Source organism: Pseudomonas sp. Pse1, assembly GCF_024519635.1.
Taxonomy (GTDB): Bacteria; Pseudomonadota; Gammaproteobacteria; order Pseudomonadales; family Pseudomonadaceae; genus Aquipseudomonas.
Genome location: NZ_JALJRO010000011.1, coordinates 119,803 through 143,219, shown reverse-complemented (window position 1 = coordinate 143,219; position 23,417 = coordinate 119,803). Strand labels below are relative to the sequence as shown.

Genomic DNA, 23,417 nt, shown 5'->3' with positions numbered 1-23,417 from the left:
AAGCTTGTCGCTTACTTCAGAACTTCCCCCCAAGCGGATACTCGACTGCCAGGCGAATCTGGTTGGCATCCAGCTCCGCTTGCGCGGCGTTGCCACGATGCACCGCGTGACGCAGGGTAAACGCCAAGTTCTTCGCCACCCCGGACTGCACCACGTACTTGGCCTGCACGTCGCGCTCCCAGTGTTTGCCTCCCTTGCCGTATCCCAGCCAGCTGTAACCGCCATTGGGGTCCATGTGACTGCCGTCGATGCCACTGCCGCGCACGTAGAGTGCACCGAACGTCAGACCGGGCACGCCATAGCCGGCCAGGTTCAGATCGTAACGGGCTTGCCAGGACGCTTCCTGCGGGGCGTTGAAGTCCGACAACGCCACGGCATTGCTCAGGTAGATCGCACCGCGAGTGACATAGTCGTAGGGCGTGTCGCCGTCGACCTTTTGATACCCCACGCCAAAGCTGTGGGCACCGAACCTGTAGGTCGTCAGCAAACTCCAGGTGGTGTTGTCGATCCGCCCTGACAACGCTTTGCCGGTGTCCTGCGTGTGGTACAGATTCAGGTCGAAGGTGAGGTCCTGACCCTGTGCCGTGGGCAGGGTGTAGAGCGCACCCAGGTACTGTTGACGCCAGGTGTCGTCGTAGACGGCGCTGAACAGACTGGCATTGAGCCCTTTGATTGCCGTGTTGCGTACCCCGACCAGGTCAAAGCTGTTGCCCTGCCTGGCGTTGGAGTAATTGACCACAAAGCCCTGGTCGTGGCTGCTGGCATTGCGGTCCGTGCTTTCGGTGAAGTGCCCGCCGTACAAGGTAGTCGCGGGCAATTCGCGACTGGTCAACAGCCAGCCGGTGGCGGTTTCGGGCAACAGGCGGCTGTCGGATGAACCGAACACCGGGGTTTTCACCCGCTGCTCGCCATAACGCAATTCCGTCGAGGAGAAACGCAACTTGGCCACGGCGCCGCCGCGACTGAATTCATCCTTCGGATGGCCCTCATTGTCGACGCCCAGCAGCCGCGCCTTGCCTGCTCGCCCGCCGCCGCTGTCCAGTTCCCACCCGGAGTAGGCGTGAGCGTCAACACCGAAGCCTACCGTCCCTCTAGTGAAACCCGAGGTGAAGTCGGCCATCAGCCCGTAGGCCCATTCTTCGGCAAGGTCACTGCGTTCGGCGCGGGGTTTGTAGGCGTTGCGCGCGCCGTTGCTCAGCGAGCCATGTTCGTAGTCGCGACGGTCATAGACACTGCGGTTGAGCAGATTCCACTGACTGTCCTCGACGAATCCCTTGGCGGTGTCTTGTTCTGACGCGCAGGCGAGCAGCGACTGCCCGCCCAATGCTAATAGCAGGGTGTGTGTCGATAAAGTTTTCAAGGTGCAACTCCACAGAACCAGGATCTGCAAGGTGTCCCGCCGGCCGGCGGGACACCGTTGGGTGCCTCAGAGGTATTTGAGGATCGCAATGTCGCGACGGCGCTGCTTCAGCGCCGCGAACCAGCGCGTCGGGAAGAACAGCAAGACCCCGAGAATCGCACTCCACAACCAGACCATGGGCAGATCATCGAAGCCGTAGTACTGGCCCTGGTTGGCACCCCAGATGGCGACTGCGACCAGGTACATGGCCTTGAGCACGTACAAATGCAGGAGGTAGAAGAACATCGGCGCCCCGCCATAAATCGCCAGCGTCGAGGTCGTCCAGCGATCCTGGAGCTTCTCGAACAGTGCAAGCAGAAGCAGACTCAACCCCAGGGTCGGCATCAGGAACATCAGCGAAGGTGGATACTTCTTGGCGCTCATGAAGCTCATGAACGTGCGCAACGAATCACCGGTCTGCACCCAAGGCTTCTCGCCATAAACGTTCAGGTAACGGATGAACACAAACGCCACGAGCAGGCCCGCGCCAAGTTTGAGCAGACGGGACAAACGCTCGCTGGGATCCATGTCCTTGCCAAACCACGGCCCGATGGCCCAGCCCAGCACGATCACACCAATCCACGGCAATACCGGGTAGGTGGTGCGAGCACGGGTGAACTCGGTGATGTCGATAAATACGCGCTGATGCAGAATCGACCACGGCACAAAGAACGGCGACTCAGGCCCCACCGTGACGTTATCGAACAGGTTGTGCCCTGCGACAATCGCCACCCCGAGCACGATCAGCCAACTGCGCTTGAAGTGCAGCAGTCCGGCCAGCACGATCATGCAGATGCCGATGCACCAGATCACCTGCAACCAGAGGGTCTTGGGCGGAAACTCAGCGTTCCAGGCAAAACACACGAAGGTGATTTCCAGAAACACCAGGAACAATCCGCGCTTGAGCAGAAACACCGAGGTTTCACTGGCGGTGTGTTTCTGGCTGTAGAGCCACGCCGACAGACCGGTCAGGAAGATAAACGCCGGGGCGCAAATCTCGCTGAGCATCCGGGTGAAATACAGGTCCGGCGTCACGCTTAACGCGTCAATCGGATCGGTGACCTGACGGTGCAGCAGGAAGGTTTCCCGTACATGGTCAATCAACATCAACAGCATGACAAAACCGCGCAGCGCGTCGATCGCCAACATCCGCGTGTTGGCCTTTACAGCGGGGGTAGCCAGCGCCGGGGAAATACTTCCCGCCTGCCCGGCCAATCCTGAAGATTGGGACATAGTGCTCACTCCTGGAGGAACGTGGGGTCAGGCCTGTTTTTTCAACCGGGCGATCTCGGAGGCTGGCAGCTGCGACGGTGCCCGCGGCAACGATGGCTGACCCTGGGTGCGATAGAACGACAGCGTCGAGCTGAAGCTCTTCAGGTCAAACGGCTCGGTTTTACCATCGGGGCCGACCCGCTCACCGGCGCTGCGATCCTTGTATTCGACGGCGACCACATAGGTCCCTTGCCATGGCAAATCGAAACTGACCTTGCCGTTCTTGTCGGTGCGCCGAGTGACCACTTCACCCGACCCGACTTCCAGCACCACGTCCTGCTCGGCGAGCGGTTTGTGTGCATAGAACACCTGGAATTGCGCGGTGTTGCCGTCGACCTGGCCGGTGGGCACGATGTCCAGCGCCAGCTCCGGTACCCGGGCACGCAAGTCACCGACCCAGCGCGTGGCGGGTGTCCAGTAGGTCTTCAGGGACTTGCCCGCTTCATGCAGATCGAAGATCGGATAATGCGCGTCCTGAGCCAGCAGTGAATCATCGCCGGCGCCCTGATGGGCCACCGCGAAGGCCTGACGCTGCAAGGTCAGGGGCAGTGCCCGGGAGGGAGTACCTGCCGGCCAACCCTGAAGTTGCACGAACCGGTCCATCCCGCCCGGTGTGACTTCCAGCACGTTTTTCTCATACTCGCCGTAGTACAACGACAGCGGTTGCCCCGGTGGTTGTTCGTACCAGATCTGGTGTGCTTCGCTGCTGGCGGCCAGCAGGAAGACGCCGTAACCCAATAGTGCTTTTGCGTTGCTCATTCGCATTTTTTTCGCTCCGATTGGTGTTATTCAACGATTCGTTGCTGGCGCTTCATCCTTGCGGAATCAGCGACTTTCACAAACCGCGCCCCACTTCCTGCAAGCATTACAACGCAGGGACTTTGACGATTTGTTCCGTAATGGGCGGGTGCGGGGCGATCGGAAACTGTTTTTGCCGGTCGAAACAGATGTTTATGCGGCTTGCGCGAGGATGAGGCGGGTTTGCGGGTTTGCGCGGCGAGATGTCCAAACACGGTGCATTGCGCGCCGCAGCACTAATTGCAGGAGCCAGCCTGCTGGCGATGAAGTTGATGCGGTGTGACTGATGGCCCCATCGCTGACAGGGCTCACAGAGAGGATGCTTCAGTGCCGCAGCAACTTGCGCAGCGGTACACCGTCCTTGAGCACGGGGGATTTGATGACGATGTAGCTGAAGTATTTGGAGATGCCGATGTTCTTGTCCAGCAGGCTTTCGATCACTTCCTGATAGTGCTGGATACTGCGGGTCATGAAGCGCACCAGATAATCGTAGCCACCGCTGATCAGATGGCATTCGAGCACTTCATCCACCAGGCGAATGTTCGACTCGAACTTGGCGAAGTCTTCGCGCTTGTGGTCGCTCAAGGTGATTTCCGTGAAGACCGTCACCGACTCGGTGATCTTCGCCAGGTTCAAGTGCGCCTTGTAGCTGGAGATGTAGCCGGCCGACTCCAGCCGCTTGACCCGTTGCAGACAGGGGCTGGCCGATAACCCCACGGCATCGGCCAAGCTGACATTGGTCATGCGCCCGTCTTTCTGCAGCTCTACCAGGATGCTGATGTCGATGCGGTCCAGTTTGACTAAACCTTCCATTGCGTACCTCGTGACTGCCATTTGTAAGACAATCTTCTAGCAAAATCAGCGCCGTAAAGACAGCTGATGCTGAGCGACCAGATCAGCCATGCTGTTAATGCAATACGCCGTGGCACACGGCTTGGGTTGCTGGCGCCGTCCGCGACAGATCAGGCACACGTCGGTATCCACCGCGTCGCTGGCGGGAGGCCGGGTCACCAGCAGAATTCCGGCCGGCTCGAGATCGTTGGCCTGCAACCAATCCGGGTCCTTCAGCGGGTCGCTGGCCAGGGAAATGAAATCGTCGGCCATGATCCCCAGGCGCTCGCAGAGTACACCGCGATCCTCGGCATCCCGGTCACCCTTGACCAGCAGCCGGTAGAACTTGCGCAAGTACAACATCGCGCCCGGTGCATCTTCGAACAGCGACCAGCCAGCCGCCGAGCGGGCGAAGCTCATGCCCTCTTCCCAACTGGCTTTGAGCCCCCAGCGCTCGGCCAACTGGCGATGGGCGAAACACAGCAATCCACTGAAGCCTAGCTCACCAAAGCGTGGATACAGCGCCCGCACCACCTCATTGTATTCAGCCAGCACCTGCTCCTTGTCCGGCTGCCCGCCCCGACTGTCCAGCAGCGGTTGCAACGCGGCCCAGACGCCTGAGTCGCGGTCGACCAGGACTTCATCGCAGTCAATGAGCAGCGCTTGATAATCAGTCAGCCCCATGGTGTACACAGCCTCCAATGATGCATTCCATCAACCCATGCTCCATAAACGCTCACGGGCGATGCCTGACGACACCGTCCCGGAGCGGGTAGCACGTCAGTTCAATACCCGTGCCAAAGCCGTTTGCAGAATCTGCAGCGCTTCCTCGACCTGGGCCGGAGTCGCCACCAAGGGTGCGAGGAACCGCATCACGTTGCGATGCACGCCACACTTGATCACCAGCAAGCCACCCTTGCGCGCTTCGTCGATCAGCCGCTGATTGAGGTCGGCGTCGGGTGTGCGCGCTTCGTCGTTCTTGATCAGCTCAATCGCCAACATGAAGCCGGTGCCGCGCACGTCGCCGATCTGTGGGTAGCGCCCTTGCAAGCCCAGCAACCCCTGGCGCAACTGCTCACCCAGCGCTTCACCGCGCACCAGCAATTGCTCTTCTTCATAAGCCTCGATGACCGCCAATGCCGCCGCGCAGGACAACGCATTACCACCATAGGTGCCGCCCAGGCCGCCAGGCAACGGAGCGTCCATGATCTCGGCCTTGCCGACCACGCCGGATAACGGCAGACCACCTGCCAGGCTCTTGGCCACGGTCACCAGGTCGGGCTGAATGTCCGCATGCTGGAAGCCGAACCATTTGCCGGTACGCCCGAACCCGGTCTGGATTTCATCGAGAATCAACACAATGCCGTGCTTCTGCGTCAGGGCGCGCAGCTTCTGCAGAAACTCCTTCGGCGCCGTGAGAAAGCCACCGTCGCCCTGCACCGGCTCGATGATGATGGCGGCCACTCGCTCGGGTGCGACTTGCGTGGCGAACAATTCGTCCAGCGCCTGAAGCGCCATCTCGCCGCTGACGCCACGGTAGGCGTTGGGGTACGGCGTGTGGAAGACCTCCGGCGCGAAGGGGCCGAAGTTCTGTTTGTACGGCTGGCTCATGCCGGTGAGGGTGGTGCCCAGCAACGTGCGGCCGTGAAAACCGCCACGAAAGGCAATGACTGCGGAACGGTTGGTGTGTGCCCGGGCGATTTTCACCGCGTTTTCCACGGCTTCGGCGCCGGAGGTGAAGAACGCAGCCTTGTAGGGTTCTTGACCGCCGATCATTTCGCACAGGCGCTGGGCCAGATTCAGGTACGGCTTATAGGCAACGACCTGGAAGCAGGCATGGGAAACCTTCTGCAGTTGCGACTGCACCGCCGCGACCACTTTGGGGTGGTTATGCCCGATATTCAACACGCCGATGCCGCCGACAAAATCCAGGTAACGCTTGCCGTCCACGTCCCACAGCTCGGCACCTTGGGCACGATCGATCACCAAAGGATGAGCGGTCACCAGGCCCCGCGGCACGAATTGTTCGCGCTGACGGAGCAAATGAGGGGTTTGGTCGACTTGGCTGTTCATGGCATTTCCCATCGTGAGTCCGGCAGCCCGGAGGTGATTGCAGATGGTGTTCAGATTACGTGCTGCGCGGAACGAACTACGCCGAACTTGCGTCCTGAGAAATTCGGATCGACTGTTTTCACCCTGCCAAACGGCAGATTCCATCACCCCGCCGAATCTGCTGCGATGCGGCCGATCTGGCGTGGCGCGAACCGTTTGAATCAATGCTTTCGACAGATCCTGCGCTGCCATTTGCGCGATCATGAGATCACTTTCATACCTCCAGGAACTGACCATGGCCCTGCTTTACAAAGCTGACCCGGTGCGCGGCGAACAATGGAAAGCGCTGTTCGCCGAACACGCCCCGGATATCGAATGGCGCGCCTGGCCGGACATCGGCAATCCCGACGACATCGAGTACCTGGCCGCATGGCAGGCACCGGACGATCTGGAAACCAGGTTGCCGAATCTACGGGTGCTGTTCGCGTTGTCCGCCGGCGTCGATCAACTCGACCTCGCGAGCCTGCCAGCGCATTTACCCGTGGTGCGCCTGCTGGATCCCGGCATAACCCGCGGCATGTGCGAGTACGCCAGCTTTGCCGTACTCAGCCTGCACCGGGACATGCTGCGTTATCGCCAGCAGCAGGTGGCTCGCTGTTGGCAGGCGCACATGCTGCAGCCCGCGCACACACGTCGGGTTGGCGTGATGGGGCTCGGTGCGCAGGCCCAACAGATTCTCACGACCTTGCAACCGCTGGGGTTCAAACTCAAAGGCTGGGCTCGCAGCGCTCATCACATCCCGGGTGTGGAGTGCTATGCCGGTAGCGAGCAACTGCCGGCGTTTCTCAGCCAATGCGACATTCTGTTGTGCGTGCTGCCATTGACCGAGCAGACCCAGGGTATTCTCGATCGCCAGCTGTTCCAACAACTGCCGCGCGGCGCGGCGTTGATCAACATGGGCCGTGGCGGACATCTCGTAGAAAGTGATCTGCTGGAAGCGCTGGACAGCGGCCAACTTGGCGGCGCGGTACTGGATGTATTGCAGGAAGAACCGGCGCCGGCCGATCACCCGTTCTGGGACCATCCACAGATTCTGCTGACGCCGCATATCGCGGCGATGACTCAGCCTGAGAGCGCGTTTGGGGTGTTGCTGGACAATATCCGACGCTTCGAGCGGGGTGAGCCAATGGTCGGCCAGATTGACCGTGAGCAGGGTTATTGAGTTAAACCATGATCCCCCTGTAGGAGCGAGCCTGCTCGCGATTGCAACCTGTCAGCCAACATTGATGCAACTGACAGACCGCTATCGCGAGCAGGCTCGCTCCTACAAGGGTTGTGGTGGATCAGAGCAGATCGGCGATGGCTTTGCCCACATCCTGTGTCGAGCCCTTCCCGCCCAGATCCGGGGTGATCGGCCCGTCAGCGATGACCCGCTCGATCGCCTGCAAAATCCCGTCATGCGCCGCGCGATAACGCTCGTCGCCATTGCCGAGGAAATCGAGCATCAGCGCTCCGGACCAGATCATCGCGATCGGATTGGCGATGTTCTGCCCGTAGATGTCCGGTGCCGAACCATGCACCGGCTCGAACAGCGACGGGAACCGCCGCTCGGGATCGAGGTTGGCCGATGGCGCGATGCCGATGGTCCCGGCGCAGGCCGGACCGAGGTCAGAGAGGATGTCGCCGAACAGGTTCGACGCCACCACCACATCGAAGCGATCCGGCTGCAGAACGAAGCGCGCACACAAGATATCGATGTGCTGCTTGTCCCAGGTGATTTGCGGGTACTTGGCCGCCATCAGTGCGGTGCGCTCATCCCAATACGGCATGCTGATGGAAATCCCGTTGGACTTGGTCGCCGCCGTCAGCCGCTTGCGTGGCCGGGTCTGGGCCAGATCGAAAGCGAACTTGAGAATCCGGTCGACACCACGGCGGGTAAACACCGACTCTTGCAGCACGAATTCATGCTCGGTGCCTTCGAACATCTTGCCGCCGACCGACGAATACTCGCCTTCGGTGTTTTCGCGGATCACCACGAAGTCGATGTCCCCCGGCGCGCGGCCGGCCAACGGGCACGGCACCCCGGGAAACAGCCGCACCGGACGAATGTTCACGTACTGGTCGAAGTCACGCCGGAACTTGAGCAACGAGCCCCACAGGGAAATATGGTCGGGCACCTTGTCCGGCCAACCGACGGCGCCGAAGTAAATGGCGTCGAAACCCTTGAGCTGTTCGAACCAGTCCTCGGGCATCATCTGCCCATGTTCCAGGTAGTAATCGCAGTGCGCCCAGTCGAGCACTTCGATGCTCAACTCCAGCTGCCATTTCTTCGCCGCCTGCTCCAGCACCCGCAACCCTTCCGGCAGGACTTCCTTGCCAATACCATCGCCAGCAATCGCGGCGATCTTGAATACCTTGCTCATCAGTTGTGCTTCCCCGTGTCAGTGAATTACAAGCCGCCGATGTGGAAGGCTTTGACTTCAAGGTATTCGTCCAGGCCGTATTTGCTGCCCTCGCGACCCAGGCCCGATTGCTTGATGCCGCCGAACGGCGCGACCTCCATGGAAATGATCCCGGTATTGAGGCCGACCATGCCGAACTCAAGCGCCTCGCCGAACCGCCAGGAGCGCCGCAGATCCTGAGTGAAATAGTAGGCACCCAGACCGTAAGGCGTGGCATTGGCCAGCGCGAGGGCTTCGGCTTCGTCGGTGAAACGCATCAACGGCGCCACCGGGCCGAAGGTTTCCTCATTGGCCAGGAGCATGCCGGCATGGGCATCGCCCAACACCGTCGGCTGCACGAATTGACCGTCGCCGCGTGGAATACCGCCGCACAGCAATTGCGCGCCCTGGCTCAGGGCATCGTCGATGTGCCGCGCGACTTTGCTCACGGCGGCCTGATTGATCAGCGGGCCGATGGTCACATCGGCTTCCAGGCCATTGCCGACACGCAGCTTGCCGACTTCCTCGACCAGCCGTTGGGCGAAGCGCTCATAGATTCCGTCCTGCACCAGGATCCGATTGGCGCAGACACAGGTCTGCCCGGCGTTGCGAAACTTGCTGAGCATGATCCCGGCCACGGCCTGTTCAAGGTCCGCATCGTCAAAGACAATGAACGGCGCGTTGCCGCCCAGCTCCAGGCTCAAGCGCTTGATGTGTTCTGCGCTCTGACGCATCAGCAAGCGGCCCACGGCGGTGGAGCCGGTGAACGAAATCTTACGCACGGTCGGGTTGCCGGTCAGCTCTTCGCCAATGCCGACGGGCATGCCGCTCAGCACGTTGAACACCCCGGCCGGAATCCCGACGCGTTCGGCCAGTACCGCCAGCGCGAGCGCCGAGAGCGGCGTCAGGTCAGACGGCTTGACGATGATCGGGCAGCCGGCAGCCAGTGCCGGAGCGCACTTGCGAGTGATCATCGCGTTGGGGAAGTTCCACGGGGTGATTGCCGCGCAGACACCCACCGGTTGCTTGAGGGTCAACAATCGACGGTCGCCACTGGGGGCCGGCATGGTTTCGCCGTAGACCCGCCGAGCCTCTTCGGCAAACCATTTGACGAAGCCGGCGCCATAACGAATCTCGCCCTTGGCCTCGTTCAACGGCTTGCCCTGTTCACTGGTCATGATCAGCGCCAGGTCATCGAGGTTGTCGATCATGGCTTGATACCAGCGCTCCAGCAGCGCCGCGCGCTCCGCCGCCGGACGTGCACGCCAGGCAGGCCAGGCCTTGTCCGCCGCCTCAATGGCACGCCGGGTTTCCCCGCCTTGCATCGCCGGCACGCGAGCGAGCAGTTCGCCGCTGGCCGGGTCGATGACATCCAGAGTCGCACCGTCATCGGCGCCAATCCACTGCCCGTCGACATAGGCGAGCTCCGCCAAAAGGCTGGGGTCTTTCAAACGATTCTTGAGCATGGTCGCGTCCTGATCCGAAACAGACTTTCAGTCTAGGGAGACGTGACAGATAAGGATGCCGAAAGCGCCTGGCGGACGGTGTTGGATGCTGAAATTGGCGGAGCAACGGCAGATTTGCATGTCCCATCCAATCCCTTGCAGGCGCTGGCTTGTCGCGCCGCCGCATCGCAGTGAAGATCGTCAACGATGACGCTGCTGTCCTGAATGCACGCGGCGGTCTCAGGTTTTTTGCGGCGGGGGATCTCCTACAGTTTCAGCGAACCGAGCAATCCACCCAGGAAACGCTCCCCGGCCTGCATCTGGCTGATTTCGATAAACTCGTCCGGCTTGTGTGCCTGCTCGATCGAACCCGGGCCACAGACCACCACCGGCACATCCAGACGCTGCCGGAACAAGCCGCCTTCGGTGCCGAAAGAGACCTTGGACGTCGCGGTATCCGGCGCCGCGAAGTTTTTCAGGAAGCGCACTGCTTCGACGCTCGGGTGAGTGTCCAGGCCGGGATAGACATTGAGGGTTTCAATCTCGATGGCCGCCACGCTGGAGAGCTTTTTGGCTTCGCGCACAATCATCTCGGCGCCTTCCTGCATCTGCGCCAGAATCTGCTCCAGGTCATCGCCCGGCAAGTTGCGCACCTCGAAATCCAGGGTGCACAGGTTGGGCACGATGTTCAGCGCACGACCGCCGCCGATCTGCCCGACATGCACCGTGCTGTAAGGCACATCGTAATCGCCATCCCGCGCGCCCTCGGCTTGCAACTGCTGCTGGCTCTGGCGCAACAGCGCGATAAAGTCGCTGGCCACGTGAATCGCGTTGACCGACAGCGGCGCCAGCGAGGAATGCGCCTCCAGGCCCCGACAGTAGGTTCGGTACGAGCCCTTGCCCTTGTGCCCGAGGACGAACTGCATGTTGGTCGGCTCACCGATCAAACACAAAAACGGCCGCACCGGTGCCAGGTGCAGCACGTCCAGCAAGCGCCGCACACCCACACAGCCGATCTCTTCGTCGTGGGACAACGCCAGTTGCAGCGGTCGGCTCAGGGAATGGTCGGCCGCCTCGAGCATGGCGTCGATGGCCAGGGAAATGAAGCCCTTCATGTCGCAACTGCCACGCCCGTAAATCCGTCCATCCTGCACCGTCGCTGCAAAGGCGGGAAAGGTCCAGGCCTGGCCGGCCGCCGGCACCACGTCGGTGTGTCCGGAGAGCAGTATCCCCGGCTTGTCCTGCGGGCCGGTACTGGCGAACAGGTTGGCCTTCTTCGCGGTGGCATCCTTGACGATCAGCGACTCGATGCCCTTGCTCAGCAGCAGATCGCGCACATACTCGATCAGGGCCATGTTCGACTCCGAAGAGACCGTGTCGAAGGCCATCAGGCGTGTGAGAATTTCCAGTACACGGGGTTTCATGAGGCTTGGCTCCGCTGCTCGGCTAAGTGGGCAAATCGGCGAATCGAGAACGGCTCGATCAAGGTGCTGGTACTGCCCGTGCTGATCAGCTCAGCCATCACGTCACCCACCCCCGGGCCCAGCTGGAAGCCGTGTCCGCAGAAGCCGAAGGCGTAGTACAAACCATCGACCTTGCCACTGGGGCCCATGATCGGCAGCGAGTCCGGCAGATAGCTTTCGATGCCGCTCCAGACCCGGATGATGTTGAGGTTCTCGGCGCCTGGCAGCAGGCGACGCATCTGCCGGATCTGGTTGAGGATGCTGCGCGGCTCGACGTATGCCCGACGATTGAGCATGTCCGGTTTACTGCGATAGCCGCCGCCGATGACGATGTTGCCACGGGCAATCTGGCGGAAATAAATCACTTCCTCGGGAATTTTGGTGTACACCCCGATCACCGTCGGCAAGGCATAGGGCACCGGTTCGGTGACCGCCATCTGTGGGCCGTGGGTGTCGAGCGGCACCGGTTCGCCGAACTGCTCGGACAGTTTCTGCCCCCACGCACCAGCGGTGATCAGCAACTGGGCAGCGCAGAACTGACGACCATCGGTGGTGCTCACGCGGAACTCGCCGCCGACCTTCTGCACTTCGGCCACTTCCGTCTGCTCTTCGATGCGTGCGCCGAGTCGCCGTGCCGCCCGGGCGAACGCCGGGGCGGCCAGACGTGGATTGGCGTGACCATCGTGGGGGGCATAGGAGCCACCCTTGACGTCCGGCCCGAGGAACGGAAAACGCTGGTGCAACTCGGCGCCGCGATAGATTTTCAGGTCTAGCTGCGCCGCTTCCGGTGCAGCGGCATAGGCCTCCAGCTCAGGGATTTCGTCTTCGCGATAACACACCCGCATGTGGCCGCTGGCGATGAATTCCAGGTCATCGTCGATCAGTTCCGGCAAGCGCTTCCACAGCGCCCAGGAACGGTTGGCCAATTCCAGTTGCCCCAGGTAGCGCCCCTGGCGCCGGACATTGCCGAAGTTCACACCGCTGGCGTACTGACCGATCTGGTCGCGCTCCAGCAGGGTCACGGACTGTCCGCGTTGGCGCAGGAAAAACGCCGAGGCCGCGCCCATGAGGCCACCGCCGATAATCAGCACATCGCTTTTTTGCGGACTCATGAAGGCTCCTCGATAATCACCATCGGCAAGGGTTTGACCGGGGCTTGGCCGCGTTGCCGGCCGACCTGCTGGACACTGACGCCCGCCGCCGCGGCGATGACTTCGGCCCCGGCCTGAGAGCAGTAACGCCCCTGGCAGCGGCCCATGCCGACCCGGCTGAAGGCTTTCGCCCGGTTGACCTCGCAAGCGCCCTTCTCACTGACGGTGCGGCGCAATTCACCGGCGCTGATCATCTCGCAACGACAAACGATGGCGCTGTCGGGCAAGGCCTTGGCTTGCTCGGCGGGCCAGGGAAACGCCTGGGCCAGGCCGAGGCGGAACTGGTCCATTGCTGCCAGGGCCTGACGCTGCTGATCACGCACGCCGGCGTTGACCGGTTGCTGCAGATCTTCCAGCAGCGCCATCGCCACCAGCCGCCCGGCATGTTCGGCGGCGTCCGCACCGCGAATTTTCGAGCCGTCACCGGCAGCGTAGACACCGTTGACCGTGGTCCGGCCTTCTTCGTCCACCGACAGCCACCATTGGCCGGACGCCTCGTCGAAGCGCATGCGGCAACCGGCCAGATCCGCCAACTGGGTTTCCGGACGCAAGTGGTAACCGAGGGCCACCGCGTCGCAGTCAAGGTTCAATGTCTCGCCGCGCGCGGTGAGCACCCGCACGCCGCTGACGCCATTGGCCGCATCGCCCAGTACCTGCTGCGGGCGAACGCCCAGGTGCACCGGGATCTTCGCCCGGTACAACTGCGCCAGCAGTTTCATGCCGGTGAACAGCACGCCGGGGCGAGCCAGCAATTTTGGCAACGCGCCGATGCGTTTGCTCAGCGCCGACGTGTCGAGCACCGCCGCCACCTTGGCCCCCGCCTTGAGGTATTGGCTGGCGACCAGGTACAGCAACGGCCCGCTGCCCATGAACACCACACTGTGACCAATCGACACCGCCTGCGACTTGAGCGCAATCTGCGCCCCGCCAAGGCTGTAGGTGCCCGCCAACTGCCAGCCTTCGATCGGCATCAAGCGGTCGGTGGCGCCGGTGCAGAGGATCAGCGCGTCGTAGTCCACCGTCGAGTGGTGCCCCTGGCTGACGCAGTACAGTTGCCCCGGCGTCAGGTTCCACACCAGCGTGTCCGGGCGATAGTCAATACGCTCGCGCAAACGGTCGAAGCTTTCGTGGAGGTTTTGCGCCTTTGCGGCTTCGCTGCCATACAGGGCGCTGTAGTCGCGGGTAAAACCCTGGGGTTGACGGCGGTAGATCTGTCCGCCATCGCGGCGATTTTCATCGATCAGGATCGGCGTGATTCCCGCCGCCAGCAGGGTCTCGGCGCAGCGAACCCCGGCCGGCCCGGCACCGACGATGACAACTTTCCTGGAGCTCAACCGCGCAGTGGCCATGTCGCCTCCGGTTGTGTGGTGACAATATCCAGCCCTTCGCGGACTTCGTTGGAGCAGGCTCGCAGACGTTCACCGGCGCGAGTCCAGACCCAGCAATCCTGGCAGGCGCCCATCAGGCAGAAGCCGGCGCGGCGGCCCGAGTCGAACTCCGACTGGCGCAACGCATTGCCCTGGGTCAGCAACGCGACCATCAGGGTGTCGCCTTGCAGCGCCTCGACCGGCGCGCCGTCGACCTTCAAGCTGACGGTCGGTCTGCCCTGCTCCGCCAGCCTCACAAAACGCCCCTTCATGCGTAGGCTCCCTGGGTCATGGTGATCAAATTCTGCTGGGTCCTGCTCAACTCGGCGCCATCGTGGTGACAGAGAATTTCACTGCCGCCGTCGATGTTGCGTCGGTTTGGCGCCGTTCGATTGCACAGGCCGTCGACTCGCACCGGGCAACGATTGAGGAAGGTGCAAAGCTCCGCCACGTTGGCCTTCGGGCCGATCGGTGGCAACGCCTCGCAGGCGGTGCCGCAGTTTTCCAGCCAGCCCTGCCGCAGTTCCGGCACCGAATGTATCAACAGGTCGGTGTACGGATGGAACGGCGCCTGGGTAAACGATTGCCGGCTGCCGGCTTCGACTTTGTGCCCGCTGTACATCACCACGATGTCGTCGCACAGCGCCCGCACGGTGGAAATGTCATGGCTGATGAACAGGTAGGAAACCCCCAGTTGCTGGCGCAGGTCGCGCAGCAGCTCGAGAATCGCCGCACCCACCACGGTATCCAGCGCCGAGGTCACTTCATCGCAGAGGATCAGATCCGGCTTGGCGGCCAGCGCGCGCGCCAGGTTGACCCGTTGTTTTTGCCCGCCCGACAGCTCGTTCGGCCGGCGTTCGGCCAGGGTCCGGGGCAAGCGCACCAGATCCAGCAATTCGCCGACGCGCTCGCGCAATGCCGCGCCCTTGAGACCGAAATACATCTTCAGTGGCCGGCTCAGGATAGTGCTGATGCTGTGCATCGGGTTCAGCGCCGTGTCGGCGTTCTGGAAGACCATCTGGATCCGCCGGAACTGATCATCGGTACGCGTCGACAGGCTGCCGCCCAGAGGTTTGCCATCAAAGGTCAAGCCGCCCAGGGCCGGCGTCAGCAACCCCGCCACCACCCGCGCCAGGGTCGATTTGCCCGAGCCCGACTCACCGATCACACCGATGGCCTGGCCCCGGCGGACCGTCAGATCGATGTCTTCCAGCACCCGAATCGACGGCATGCCCTGGGCATTCTTGTTGCCGTAACCGGCGGTCAGGCCCTTGATAGTCAGCAGCGGTTCGTCTTCGGCAACGTCGCTCGGCGGACGAATTGTGGTGTCCGGCCGCGCCGCCGCCAACAGGCTGCGGGTGTATTCGTGGGCCGGCCCTTTGAGCAACGGCGCGGTGGCGCTCTGCTCGAAAATCCGCCCACCGTTGAGCACGACGATCTGATCGGCCATTTGCGCGACGACCGCCAGATCGTGGGACACGTAGACCGCCGTCGCGCCACGCTCGCGCACCACACGCTTGAACGCGCGGAGCACGTCGATCTGGGTCGTCACGTCGAGGGCCGTGGTCGGTTCGTCGAGCACCACCAGCAACGGATCGCTGATCAGCGCCATGGCTGCCATCACCCGTTGCAACTGTCCGCCAGACACCTGGTGCGGGTAGCGCTGACCGATGTTGTCCGGATCCGGCAGGGCCAGGTCGCGGAACAGTTCGATGGCCTTGGCTTCGAGCACGGCGCGGGTGCCCAGGTCATGGATCAACGCCCCTTCCACCACCTGATCGATCAGTTTTTTCGCCGGGTTGAATGCCGCCGCCGCACTTTGCGCGATGTACGACACCCGATTGCCGCGCAGGCCCTGCAACTCATGCTCACTCAACGCAAGCATATTGTGCTCGCCGACCTGCACCACGCCACCGGACAGCCGGCAACCACGCCGGGCGTAACCCAGCAGGGCCAGGGCAATGGTGGTCTTGCCGGATCCGGACTCGCCGATCAGCGCCAGCACTTCACCTTTTTTCAGGGCGAAGCTTACGCCTTTGACGATTTCCGTTTCACCGCGCTCGCCACAGGCGACCACACGCAGGTCTTCAACTCGAATCAATTCACTCATTTCAATGCCCTCCCGTACGGCGACTACGTCGGGACGACAGTCTGTCGATAAACAGATTCACACCGATGGTCAGGGTGCCGATGGCCAGCGCCGGAATCACGATGGCCGGGGCGCCCTGGTTGAGGCCGCCGATGTTTTCCCGCACCAGCGAGCCGAGATCGGCATCCGGCGGTTGCACGCCGAGGCCGAGGAAGCTCATGCCGCTGAGCAGCAAGACGATGAAGCCAAAACGCAGGCCCAGGTCAGTCAGCACCGGGTTGAGCATGTTCGGCAGGATTTCCACACAGGCAATGTACAACCGACGTTCGCCACGGGTACGGGCGACTTGCACGTACTCCAGCGCTTCAATGTTCACCGCCATGCTGCGGGCGATGCGGAACGCGCCAGGGGTGAAACTCAGCACCGCGGTGCAGACCAGCAAGGTCACCGAAGAGCCAAACGCGGAGACCATGATCAGCGCCAGCATCTTGCTCGGAATCGAGATAAAGGCATCCATCAAGCGACTGATGACTTCGTCCAGCCACTTCGGTGACACCACCGACAGCAGCGCACAACCGGTGCCCAGGCCGCTGGCCAGGACGGCTGCGATCAGCGCCAGACCCACGGTGAAGCGGGCGCCGACCAGCACACGGCTGAGCATGTCGCGGCCCAGATAGTCGGTGCCGAATGGGTAAAGGGCGCTGATGCTGTCAAAGACATTGTCGGAGACCACTTCGCCCACCGGGTGCGGCGCCAGCCACGGCCCGAGAAACGCCACCAGCAGCCAGATGACGCACATAGCAGCCCCGATCAGGCCCAGCCACGCCGGGCCATGAGACACCTTGCCCACCGACAGGTCGGGCGCTGCAGGCGTCGATTTCACAATGAGATTGTTCATTGGTTTCTCAGCCTCGGATTGGACAGAATCGCGCACAGGTCGGCAATCAACACCAACCCCAGGTACGCCGTGCAAAACAGCATGGTGCAGGCCTGGACCAGCGCCATGTCACGATTGGTCACGGCATCGACCATCAAGCTGGCGATACCGGGATAGTTGAAGATCGTTTCGACAATCACCACCCCGCCCAGCAGGTACGACAGGCTCAGGGCAATTGCGTTGGCAATCGGGCCGATGGCGTTGGGCAGCGCATGGCGCAGCACAATGCGCATCGGACTGACACCTTTGAGCCTGGCCATTTCCACGTATGGACTGTCGAGCTGGTCGATCACCGCCGCCCGGGTCATGCGCGCCATTTGCGCGACGATGACGCAACACAGGGTCATCACCGGCAGTGCGTAAGTGCGCAGGAATTGCCAGGGCGAGGTGATGTCGCTGGCATAGGACAGCGCCGACAACCAGCCCAGGTTCACCGCGAAAATCAGCACTGCCAGGGTCGCCACCAGGAACTCCGGAACGGCGACCATGGCCAGGGTGAAGAAGCTCAGGAAGCTGTCGATACGCCCGCCGCGGCCCATCGCCGAGCCGATGCCCAGGATCAGCGCCACCGGCACCGAGACCAGCGCCGTGGCAGCAGCCAACATCAGCGTGTTGGGCACCCGACCGGCCATCAGTTCGCCGACCGGCATGGCGTTGGAGACCGACAGCCCCATGTCGCCACTGAGCAGGTTCATCAACCAGTGCAGGTAACGCACCACACCCGGTTGATCGAGCCCCAGTTTCAGGCGCAATGCCGCCACCTGTTCCGGCGTGGCGAACTGCCCGAGCGATTGCTGCGCCGCGTCTCCGGGAAGGACTGCCGTGATCGCGAACACGACCATCGACACGATCAACAAAGTCACGATCGCGGCGCCCAGACGCCGGCCGATCAACCACAGTGTGTTGCTATTCATCGCCTACCCTCCTGCACTGTCCCTGACGTACTACCTGACCACCCATCAAGCATCCAGCCAGACCTGTTCGGCGAACATGTAGCCCATGAAACCACCCAGCGGGTTGCTGCCGTAGCCCTTGATACGCTGGTCCACCCCATCGATGTTGCTGATGAACACCGGAACGCCGATACCACAGTGGTCATGCACCAGCGTCTGCATGTCCGCGTACATTTTGCTGCGCTTGGCATCGTCGGTTTCACCGCGCGCCAGCATCAGCAACTGATCGAACTGCTCGTTCTGCCAGCCGGACTCGTTCCAGGGGGCCTTGGACTGGAAGAACTGCGAGAACATCACGTCGGCATTCGGCCGCGGGTTAATGTTGCCGAAGCTCAACGGGTGCTTCATCCAGTGATTGGACCAGTAGCCGTCGCTCGGCAACCGGTTGACGTCGAGCTTGAGCCCGGCCTGCTTCGCCGATTGCTGCAACAGCACGGCGATGTCCACCGAGCCGGTGGCAGCTGGGGAAGCGACCAGCGGCATGCTGATGTTTTCCATGCCGGCTTTCTTCAGCAGGAATTTGGCTTTTTCCGGGTCATAGACGGTCTGCGGCAGGTCGGCGTTGTAGTAACGCGAACCGGGCGCGATCGGATGGTCGTTACCCACGACGGCGAAACCACGGAAGACCGCCGACTTGACCTGCTCGCGGTCCAGAAGGTGCTTCATGGCCTGGGTAAATTCGGCACTTTTGCCCGGCATCTGATCCTGACGAATGATCAAATCAGTGTAGTTGCCCGACGGTGCATCGACGACTCGGTGCTTGGCGCTGGCCTTGATCCGGCTGGTGGAACGCGGGTTAACCTCGTTGATCATATGCACGTCGCCGGACAGCAACGCGTTGACTCGCGAAGGCTCGTCGGAAATCGCGATGAACTCGATCTCGTCGAGGTACGGCAGGCCCGGTTTCCAGTAGCCGGTGTTGCGCGCTGCAATCGAACGTACGCCCGGCTTGAATTCCTTGACCTTGAACGGCCCGGTGCCGATGCCCTGATTGAAGTCGGTGGTGCCTTCCGGAACGATCAGCAAATGCGACACGGCGAGGATCGACGGCAGTTCGGAGTTCGGCGCGCTCAGGCGGATCTGCACTTCGTTGGTGCCCGTCGCCTTGATCTCGGCAAACTGCTCCATCAACGGCATGATCTTGGAGCCGGTCAGCGGATCCTTGTGGCGCGACAGCGAGAACACCACGTCGGCAGCGCTCAGGGTTTTGCCGTTGTGGAAGGTCACGTCCTTGCGCAGGGTGATGGTCCACAGCGTGGCATCGGTGTTGTCGATGCGCTCGGCCAGCTCCAGTTGGGGCACCAGGTGCGAATCGAAACGGGTCAGACCGTTGTAGAACATGAAGTGGCGCACGTAGTCGGTCGACAACGCACCTTTAGCCGGATCGAGGGTGTCGGCGGTCGAGCTGGACATCCCGGCAACGCGAATTCGTCCACCCGGCTTGCCTTTTCCAGCCGGCGTGGCTTCCTCAGCGAAGAGCTTGCCGGCGGCACTGAACAGGCTGCCGGTACCCGCTGCGGCGACACCCGCTACCCCGAGCATCTGCAGCGCACTGCGACGCGACATGCCGCGGTTGAGGCCCTCGAACACGCGCAGGCTTTCCTGGCCGGAGATCAGTTTGGGGTCGTTATTGTTGTCAGTCATCACTGTTGTACCTGTCGAAAAAGAGAAGGTTCGAGTGCTCGCGGATGTCCGGAGCGTCCTGGAAACGCAAACGACGGTGGCGCCACAACATCAACTCAATGCAAATAGTCCTGGAAGCGGTAGTAAGCGCCCACGAACGGCAGGAACCACGGCTTGCCGAAATGCCCGGGGATCGCCGGCCAGTCGAGTTCCCGCCAGGGGTTGGCCTCGGCCTTCCCGGCCATCACGTCGGCCATGACCTGGCCCATGTGCACCGACATCTGCACGCCATGGCCGCTGTAGCCCATGGAGTGAAAAACACCGCCGTGCTGGCCGGCCCGAGGCAAGCGGTCGGACGTCATGTCCACCAGCCCGCCCCAGCAATAATCGATCTTGACGCTGGCCAATTGCGGGAACATCTGCACCATCGCCGCCTGCAGCACTTTGCCGCTCTTGGCATCGTTGACGCTGTCGGACATGGCAAACCGCGCACGACCGCCGAACAGCAGACGGTTGTCCGGCGTCAGGCGGAAGTAGTTGCCGATCATCCGGCTGGTGACATAGGCACGATGGCCGGGCAGCATTTGGTCAATCAGCGCTTGCGGCAGCACTTCGGTGGCAATCACGAAACTGCCCACCGGCACGATCCGCCGCCGATACCAACCCAGGCCTCCGTGCTGACAGGCACCGGTGGCCAGCAGCACTTGCCCGGCGTGCAGCGAACCCTTGCTGGTATTGACCTGATAGCCACCAGCCCGGGCTTTCCAATCCAGCACCGAAGTGCCTTGATGGACCAGCGCGCCGTGACGCACCGCGGCCTCGGCCAGACCCACGCCGAAGCGCCCGACGTGCATTTGCACACCGTTGCGCTGCAGCAAGGCGCCATGGAACTGCGCCGAATTGACTTCGGCGCGGGTCTGCTCGGCGGACAGCAACTCGACATCGGCATCGACTTCCCGGCGAATCAATTCGCAGGTCCGTGCCAGGCCTTCGTAGTGCATCGGCTTGGCGGCCAACTTGAGCTTGCCGTTGCGCACCAGGTCACAAGCGATCTGCTCCTGCTGCACCAACGACACCACGCTCTGCACTGCGCTCTCATAGGCCTGGTAGTAGGCTCGGGCCTTGTCGGCACCGAGACTGGCACTCAGGCCGGCGTAATCCTGGGCAACCCCGGTATTGCACTGGCCACCATTGCGGCCAGAGGCTTCGCCGATCACCCGCCCCGCTTCCAGGACCACCACACTGGCCCCCTGCAGGGCCAATGCCCGAGCCGCCGCCAAGCCGGTGAAACCACCACCGACGATGGCCACGTCGACCTGCCCGGGCAATGCGCCGAGCTGTGCGCCGGTGAAGGCCGGTGCCGTGTCGAGCCAGTAGGATTCGCTGCCCATGTTTAATCCCTATGCCAATAAGCCAATGCCAGAAAGAGTGCCGTTACAGACCGACCAGCCCGGCCAGACCACCAATATCCGCAATCTGCTGGTAGCCATAGAAGGCATTGCCCGGCACTTCATGACCGCGCGCGACGAAGGCCTTGTTCTTGATCTTCATATCGTGAGCCGGCATCAAGTCGTAACGGAAGCTGGAGGACACATGCAAGATGTCTTCCGGACCGCAGTTGAGGTTGTCGAGCATGAATTCGAACGCGGCCAGACGTGGCTTGTAGGCCTGTGCCTGCTCGGCGGTGAAGACTTTGTGGAACGGCGCGCCGAGCTTGTCGACGTTGGACATGATCTGGCTGTCGCTGGCGTTGGAGAAAATCACCAGAGGGATCTTGTCGGCGATTTTCGACAGGCCGGCTGGCACGTCCGGGTGCGGGCCCCAGGTTGGCACGGCGTCGTAATACAGCTGACCTTCGTCGCGGTATTCGACGCCCCAGCGCTTGCAGGTCCGTGCCAGGGCAGTCTTGAGAATTTCGTCATAAGGCCTCCAGTCACCCATGACCTGGTCCAGGCGATAGGCCGAGAAATCCTTGACGAACTGATCCATCTGCTCCGCAGGGACGCGATCGGCGAACAGCTCGCGGGTCATCGTGCCCATGTGGAAATTGGTCAGCGTACCGTAGCAGTCGAACGTAATGAATTTGGGGCGAAGAAAGCTCATTGAGTGCGGTCCTGAAGTTCGTTGAGGTCATGGCGCGACAAGCATTCGCTTCGATTGCGAAGCAGTGATGCAACGCTGCAGCACACCGTCATTACAACACTGTGAAATCAGCAGATGGCGTTAAAAGCGATCTGCGTTCGATACAAATCACCGTTTTAGCCGCCCCCCTCAGCAGACTTTGCGGTGCGCACAAGCCTTGGGCAAACCCCATATTTATGCGCACTTATTGGGCCCTCACAACCCATTTATACGCGCGCGCGTGGTCCATCACCGCAGAAACTGCGCCGAGCGCCGGGATTGTTGGTGCACCTGCCGGCACATCACTGTTTCGCTGCGGCGCACGGCAGATCCAGCTGAGCAACCGCATCCGAAGCGCAGCATTTTCAACTGCAGAAAACCCTGCCTGGACGATGGGTCTCACTGCCTGGCAAACAGCCTTTTAACGGCGCTGATTCGTCCGAGCATTTGCTGCCGACAGCGCCGGGCAATTTAGTAGTAACTGTCGTCTGGCGGCCTGCGCTTCGCGGAATCTACCGAATACTTCTGCCCCCCTTGCCATGCCGTCATTCAGATGGGATACAGGCGTCATCACGCCGGACAACCGGTTGCTCGCGCACACTTTTCATCGGAGATTCGTCATGTCCGCCCCGCTTCCTTCATACAGCTATCGCCCAATGACCACCGCCGACCTGCCTGCCGCCCATGCACTGTCCGTGCAATTGAAGTGGCCCCATCGCCTGGATGACTGGGCCATGCTGCACCGAGTCAGCAAAGGCTTTGTCGTGCTGGATGGCGAGCGCCTGATTGGGTCGGCCTTCGCTTGCCCACAAGGGGATTTCACCACCATTGGCCTGGTGATCGTCAGTGACGACTATCAAGGCAAGGGCATCGGTCGCAAGCTGATGGAACTGGCGCTGGACGCCTGCCAGTCGAGCACGCCGATGCTCAACGCGACGCTGGCCGGCGCACCGCTGTACAGCAGCCAGGGCTTTGTCGAGTTCGGCCGGATCCAGCAGCATCAAGGCCAGGTCCAGGCCCCCACGCCAGCGCCCCTGGCTGATGGCGAAGAGTGCCGCCCACTGAGTACAGCGGATCAGCCTCGGCTGCTGGAATTGGCCAATGCCGGTAGCGGACTGGATCGGCAGGCAGTACTCGCCGACCTGTTCCCCGTCGTCGAGCAGTCGGTGGGCATTGTGCGCGACGGGCAACTGCAGGCTTTCGCATTGATGCGCCCCTTCGGCCGTGGCCGCTGCATCGGCCCGGTGATCGCGCAGAACCTCGCCCAGGCCCAGCACCTGATCGCCACGTTGCTGAGCCAGGTGCCGGATGCCTTCGTGCGCATCGACATTCCGGCCGACTGTGGCTTGAGTGACTGGCTGGAAGCCGCCGGACTGAAAAAGGTCGATACCGTCGCGCAGATGGCGCGCGGCACGCCACCGCAAACCATCAGCGGCGTGCAGCAGTTTGCCCTGGTCACTCAAGCCATCGGCTGA

General features: G+C 62.0%; 20 protein-coding genes. 2 read left to right on the top strand and 18 right to left on the bottom strand.

Annotation, left to right across the window (positions count from 1 at the left end; translation table 11 throughout):
• Positions 1–16: 16 nt before the first annotated feature.
• The 6 genes from NR126_RS17545 to gabT form a co-directional block, all read right to left on the bottom strand.
• The gene (locus NR126_RS17545) at positions 17–1,360 is read right to left on the bottom strand and encodes an OprD family porin (protein WP_027616184.1); all 1,344 of its coding nucleotides are present in this window, start codon (positions 1,358–1,360) and stop codon (positions 17–19) included.
• Between the two features lie 66 nt (positions 1,361–1,426).
• Positions 1,427–2,632, bottom strand: a complete 1,206-nt coding sequence (locus NR126_RS17540) for a DUF1624 domain-containing protein (protein ID WP_105754916.1) — start codon at positions 2,630–2,632, stop codon at positions 1,427–1,429.
• Positions 2,633–2,659: 27 nt separating this feature from the next.
• On the bottom strand, positions 2,660–3,430 hold the full coding sequence (locus NR126_RS17535) for a DUF4198 domain-containing protein (RefSeq protein WP_256830724.1): 771 nt from the start codon (positions 3,428–3,430) through the stop codon (positions 2,660–2,662).
• Positions 3,431–3,793: 363 nt separating this feature from the next.
• Positions 3,794–4,282: an Lrp/AsnC family transcriptional regulator gene (locus NR126_RS17530; RefSeq protein WP_027616181.1), complete on the bottom strand. Its 489-nt coding sequence runs from the start codon at positions 4,280–4,282 to the stop codon at positions 3,794–3,796.
• Between the two features lie 45 nt (positions 4,283–4,327).
• Positions 4,328–4,984, bottom strand: coding sequence for an HAD family hydrolase (locus NR126_RS17525; protein ID WP_105754950.1), 657 nt, complete (start codon positions 4,982–4,984; stop codon positions 4,328–4,330).
• 96 nt (positions 4,985–5,080) lie between these two features.
• Positions 5,081–6,373: a 4-aminobutyrate--2-oxoglutarate transaminase gene (gene gabT, locus NR126_RS17520; RefSeq protein WP_256830723.1), complete on the bottom strand. Its 1,293-nt coding sequence runs from the start codon at positions 6,371–6,373 to the stop codon at positions 5,081–5,083.
• A 274-nt stretch (positions 6,374–6,647) separates the two neighbouring features.
• Here gabT and NR126_RS17515 point away from each other — a divergent pair, with 274 nt between their 5' ends.
• The gene (locus NR126_RS17515; RefSeq protein ID WP_105754919.1) at positions 6,648–7,574 is read left to right on the top strand and encodes a glyoxylate/hydroxypyruvate reductase A; all 927 of its coding nucleotides are present in this window, start codon (positions 6,648–6,650) and stop codon (positions 7,572–7,574) included.
• Between the two features lie 121 nt (positions 7,575–7,695).
• Here the strand turns inward: NR126_RS17515 and NR126_RS17510 are convergent, their stop codons facing one another.
• From NR126_RS17510 to NR126_RS17455, 12 genes are all read right to left on the bottom strand, one after another.
• A complete protein-coding gene (locus NR126_RS17510) occupies positions 7,696–8,775 on the bottom strand; it encodes a tartrate dehydrogenase (protein ID WP_027616177.1) in 1,080 nt (359 codons plus the stop codon).
• 26 nt (positions 8,776–8,801) lie between these two features.
• Entirely contained in the window at positions 8,802–10,259 is a 1,458-nt protein-coding gene (locus NR126_RS17505) for an NAD-dependent succinate-semialdehyde dehydrogenase (RefSeq protein ID WP_256830722.1), read from the bottom strand.
• Between the two features lie 245 nt (positions 10,260–10,504).
• Positions 10,505–11,662, bottom strand: a complete 1,158-nt coding sequence (argE, locus tag NR126_RS17500; protein WP_256830721.1) for an acetylornithine deacetylase — start codon at positions 11,660–11,662, stop codon at positions 10,505–10,507.
• A complete protein-coding gene (locus NR126_RS17495; protein WP_027616174.1) occupies positions 11,659–12,813 on the bottom strand; it encodes an FAD-binding oxidoreductase in 1,155 nt (384 codons plus the stop codon). Before NR126_RS17495 ends, argE begins: the two co-directional genes overlap by 4 nt.
• Entirely contained in the window at positions 12,810–14,201 is a 1,392-nt protein-coding gene (locus NR126_RS17490) for an NAD(P)/FAD-dependent oxidoreductase (protein ID WP_027616173.1), read from the bottom strand. Before NR126_RS17490 ends, NR126_RS17495 begins: the two co-directional genes overlap by 4 nt.
• Complete coding sequence (locus tag NR126_RS17485) at positions 14,183–14,491, bottom strand: (2Fe-2S)-binding protein (RefSeq protein ID WP_027616172.1); 309 nt, start codon at positions 14,489–14,491, stop codon at positions 14,183–14,185. Before NR126_RS17485 ends, NR126_RS17490 begins: the two co-directional genes overlap by 19 nt.
• A complete protein-coding gene (locus NR126_RS17480; protein WP_027616171.1) occupies positions 14,488–16,329 on the bottom strand; it encodes an ABC transporter ATP-binding protein in 1,842 nt (613 codons plus the stop codon). The genes NR126_RS17485 and NR126_RS17480 overlap by 4 nt, the downstream gene beginning before the upstream one ends.
• Position 16,330: 1 nt before the next feature.
• Positions 16,331–17,206 (bottom strand): ABC transporter permease, encoded by an 876-nt coding sequence (locus NR126_RS17475; protein ID WP_027616170.1) that lies wholly within the window; start codon positions 17,204–17,206, stop codon positions 16,331–16,333.
• Positions 17,203–18,159: an ABC transporter permease gene (locus NR126_RS17470; protein ID WP_027616169.1), complete on the bottom strand. Its 957-nt coding sequence runs from the start codon at positions 18,157–18,159 to the stop codon at positions 17,203–17,205. Before NR126_RS17470 ends, NR126_RS17475 begins: the two co-directional genes overlap by 4 nt.
• 45 nt (positions 18,160–18,204) lie before the next feature.
• The gene (locus tag NR126_RS17465) at positions 18,205–19,842 is read right to left on the bottom strand and encodes an ABC transporter substrate-binding protein (protein WP_027616168.1); all 1,638 of its coding nucleotides are present in this window, start codon (positions 19,840–19,842) and stop codon (positions 18,205–18,207) included.
• A gap of 95 nt (positions 19,843–19,937) precedes the next feature.
• Positions 19,938–21,212 carry an FAD-binding oxidoreductase gene (locus NR126_RS17460; RefSeq protein ID WP_027616167.1) on the bottom strand — a complete coding sequence of 425 codons (1,275 nt, stop codon included), beginning with the start codon at positions 21,210–21,212 and terminating at the stop codon, positions 19,938–19,940.
• Between the two features lie 43 nt (positions 21,213–21,255).
• Positions 21,256–21,924: a haloacid dehalogenase type II gene (locus NR126_RS17455; protein ID WP_027616166.1), complete on the bottom strand. Its 669-nt coding sequence runs from the start codon at positions 21,922–21,924 to the stop codon at positions 21,256–21,258.
• Positions 21,925–22,562: 638 nt separating this feature from the next.
• Between NR126_RS17455 and NR126_RS17450 the strand changes: the two genes are divergently transcribed.
• On the top strand, positions 22,563–23,417 hold the full coding sequence (locus NR126_RS17450) for a GNAT family N-acetyltransferase (protein ID WP_256830720.1): 855 nt from the start codon (positions 22,563–22,565) through the stop codon (positions 23,415–23,417).

What these genes read in the sequence shown, in the direction of transcription:
- NR126_RS17540 (WP_105754916.1), bottom strand. Translation starts at nt 2,632, where the DNA reads ATGTCCCAATCTTCAGGATTGGCCGGGCAGGCGGGAAGTATTTCCCCG.
- NR126_RS17535 (WP_256830724.1), bottom strand. Translation starts at nt 3,430, where the DNA reads ATGAGCAACGCAAAAGCACTATTGGGTTACGGCGTCTTCCTGCTGGCC.
- NR126_RS17530 (WP_027616181.1), bottom strand. Translation starts at nt 4,282, where the DNA reads ATGGAAGGTTTAGTCAAACTGGACCGCATCGACATCAGCATCCTGGTA.
- NR126_RS17525 (WP_105754950.1), bottom strand. Translation starts at nt 4,984, where the DNA reads ATGGGGCTGACTGATTATCAAGCGCTGCTCATTGACTGCGATGAAGTC.
- gabT (WP_256830723.1), bottom strand. Translation starts at nt 6,373, where the DNA reads ATGAACAGCCAAGTCGACCAAACCCCTCATTTGCTCCGTCAGCGCGAA.
- NR126_RS17515 (WP_105754919.1), top strand. Translation starts at nt 6,648, where the DNA reads ATGGCCCTGCTTTACAAAGCTGACCCGGTGCGCGGCGAACAATGGAAA.
- NR126_RS17510 (WP_027616177.1), bottom strand. Translation starts at nt 8,775, where the DNA reads ATGAGCAAGGTATTCAAGATCGCCGCGATTGCTGGCGATGGTATTGGC.
- NR126_RS17505 (WP_256830722.1), bottom strand. Translation starts at nt 10,259, where the DNA reads ATGCTCAAGAATCGTTTGAAAGACCCCAGCCTTTTGGCGGAGCTCGCC.
- argE (WP_256830721.1), bottom strand. Translation starts at nt 11,662, where the DNA reads ATGAAACCCCGTGTACTGGAAATTCTCACACGCCTGATGGCCTTCGAC.
- NR126_RS17495 (WP_027616174.1), bottom strand. Translation starts at nt 12,813, where the DNA reads ATGAGTCCGCAAAAAAGCGATGTGCTGATTATCGGCGGTGGCCTCATG.
- NR126_RS17490 (WP_027616173.1), bottom strand. Translation starts at nt 14,201, where the DNA reads ATGGCCACTGCGCGGTTGAGCTCCAGGAAAGTTGTCATCGTCGGTGCC.
- NR126_RS17485 (WP_027616172.1), bottom strand. Translation starts at nt 14,491, where the DNA reads ATGAAGGGGCGTTTTGTGAGGCTGGCGGAGCAGGGCAGACCGACCGTC.
- NR126_RS17480 (WP_027616171.1), bottom strand. Translation starts at nt 16,329, where the DNA reads ATGAGTGAATTGATTCGAGTTGAAGACCTGCGTGTGGTCGCCTGTGGC.
- NR126_RS17475 (WP_027616170.1), bottom strand. Translation starts at nt 17,206, where the DNA reads ATGAACAATCTCATTGTGAAATCGACGCCTGCAGCGCCCGACCTGTCG.
- NR126_RS17470 (WP_027616169.1), bottom strand. Translation starts at nt 18,159, where the DNA reads ATGAATAGCAACACACTGTGGTTGATCGGCCGGCGTCTGGGCGCCGCG.
- NR126_RS17465 (WP_027616168.1), bottom strand. Translation starts at nt 19,842, where the DNA reads ATGACTGACAACAATAACGACCCCAAACTGATCTCCGGCCAGGAAAGC.
- NR126_RS17460 (WP_027616167.1), bottom strand. Translation starts at nt 21,212, where the DNA reads ATGGGCAGCGAATCCTACTGGCTCGACACGGCACCGGCCTTCACCGGC.
- NR126_RS17455 (WP_027616166.1), bottom strand. Translation starts at nt 21,924, where the DNA reads ATGAGCTTTCTTCGCCCCAAATTCATTACGTTCGACTGCTACGGTACG.
- NR126_RS17450 (WP_256830720.1), top strand. Translation starts at nt 22,563, where the DNA reads ATGTCCGCCCCGCTTCCTTCATACAGCTATCGCCCAATGACCACCGCC.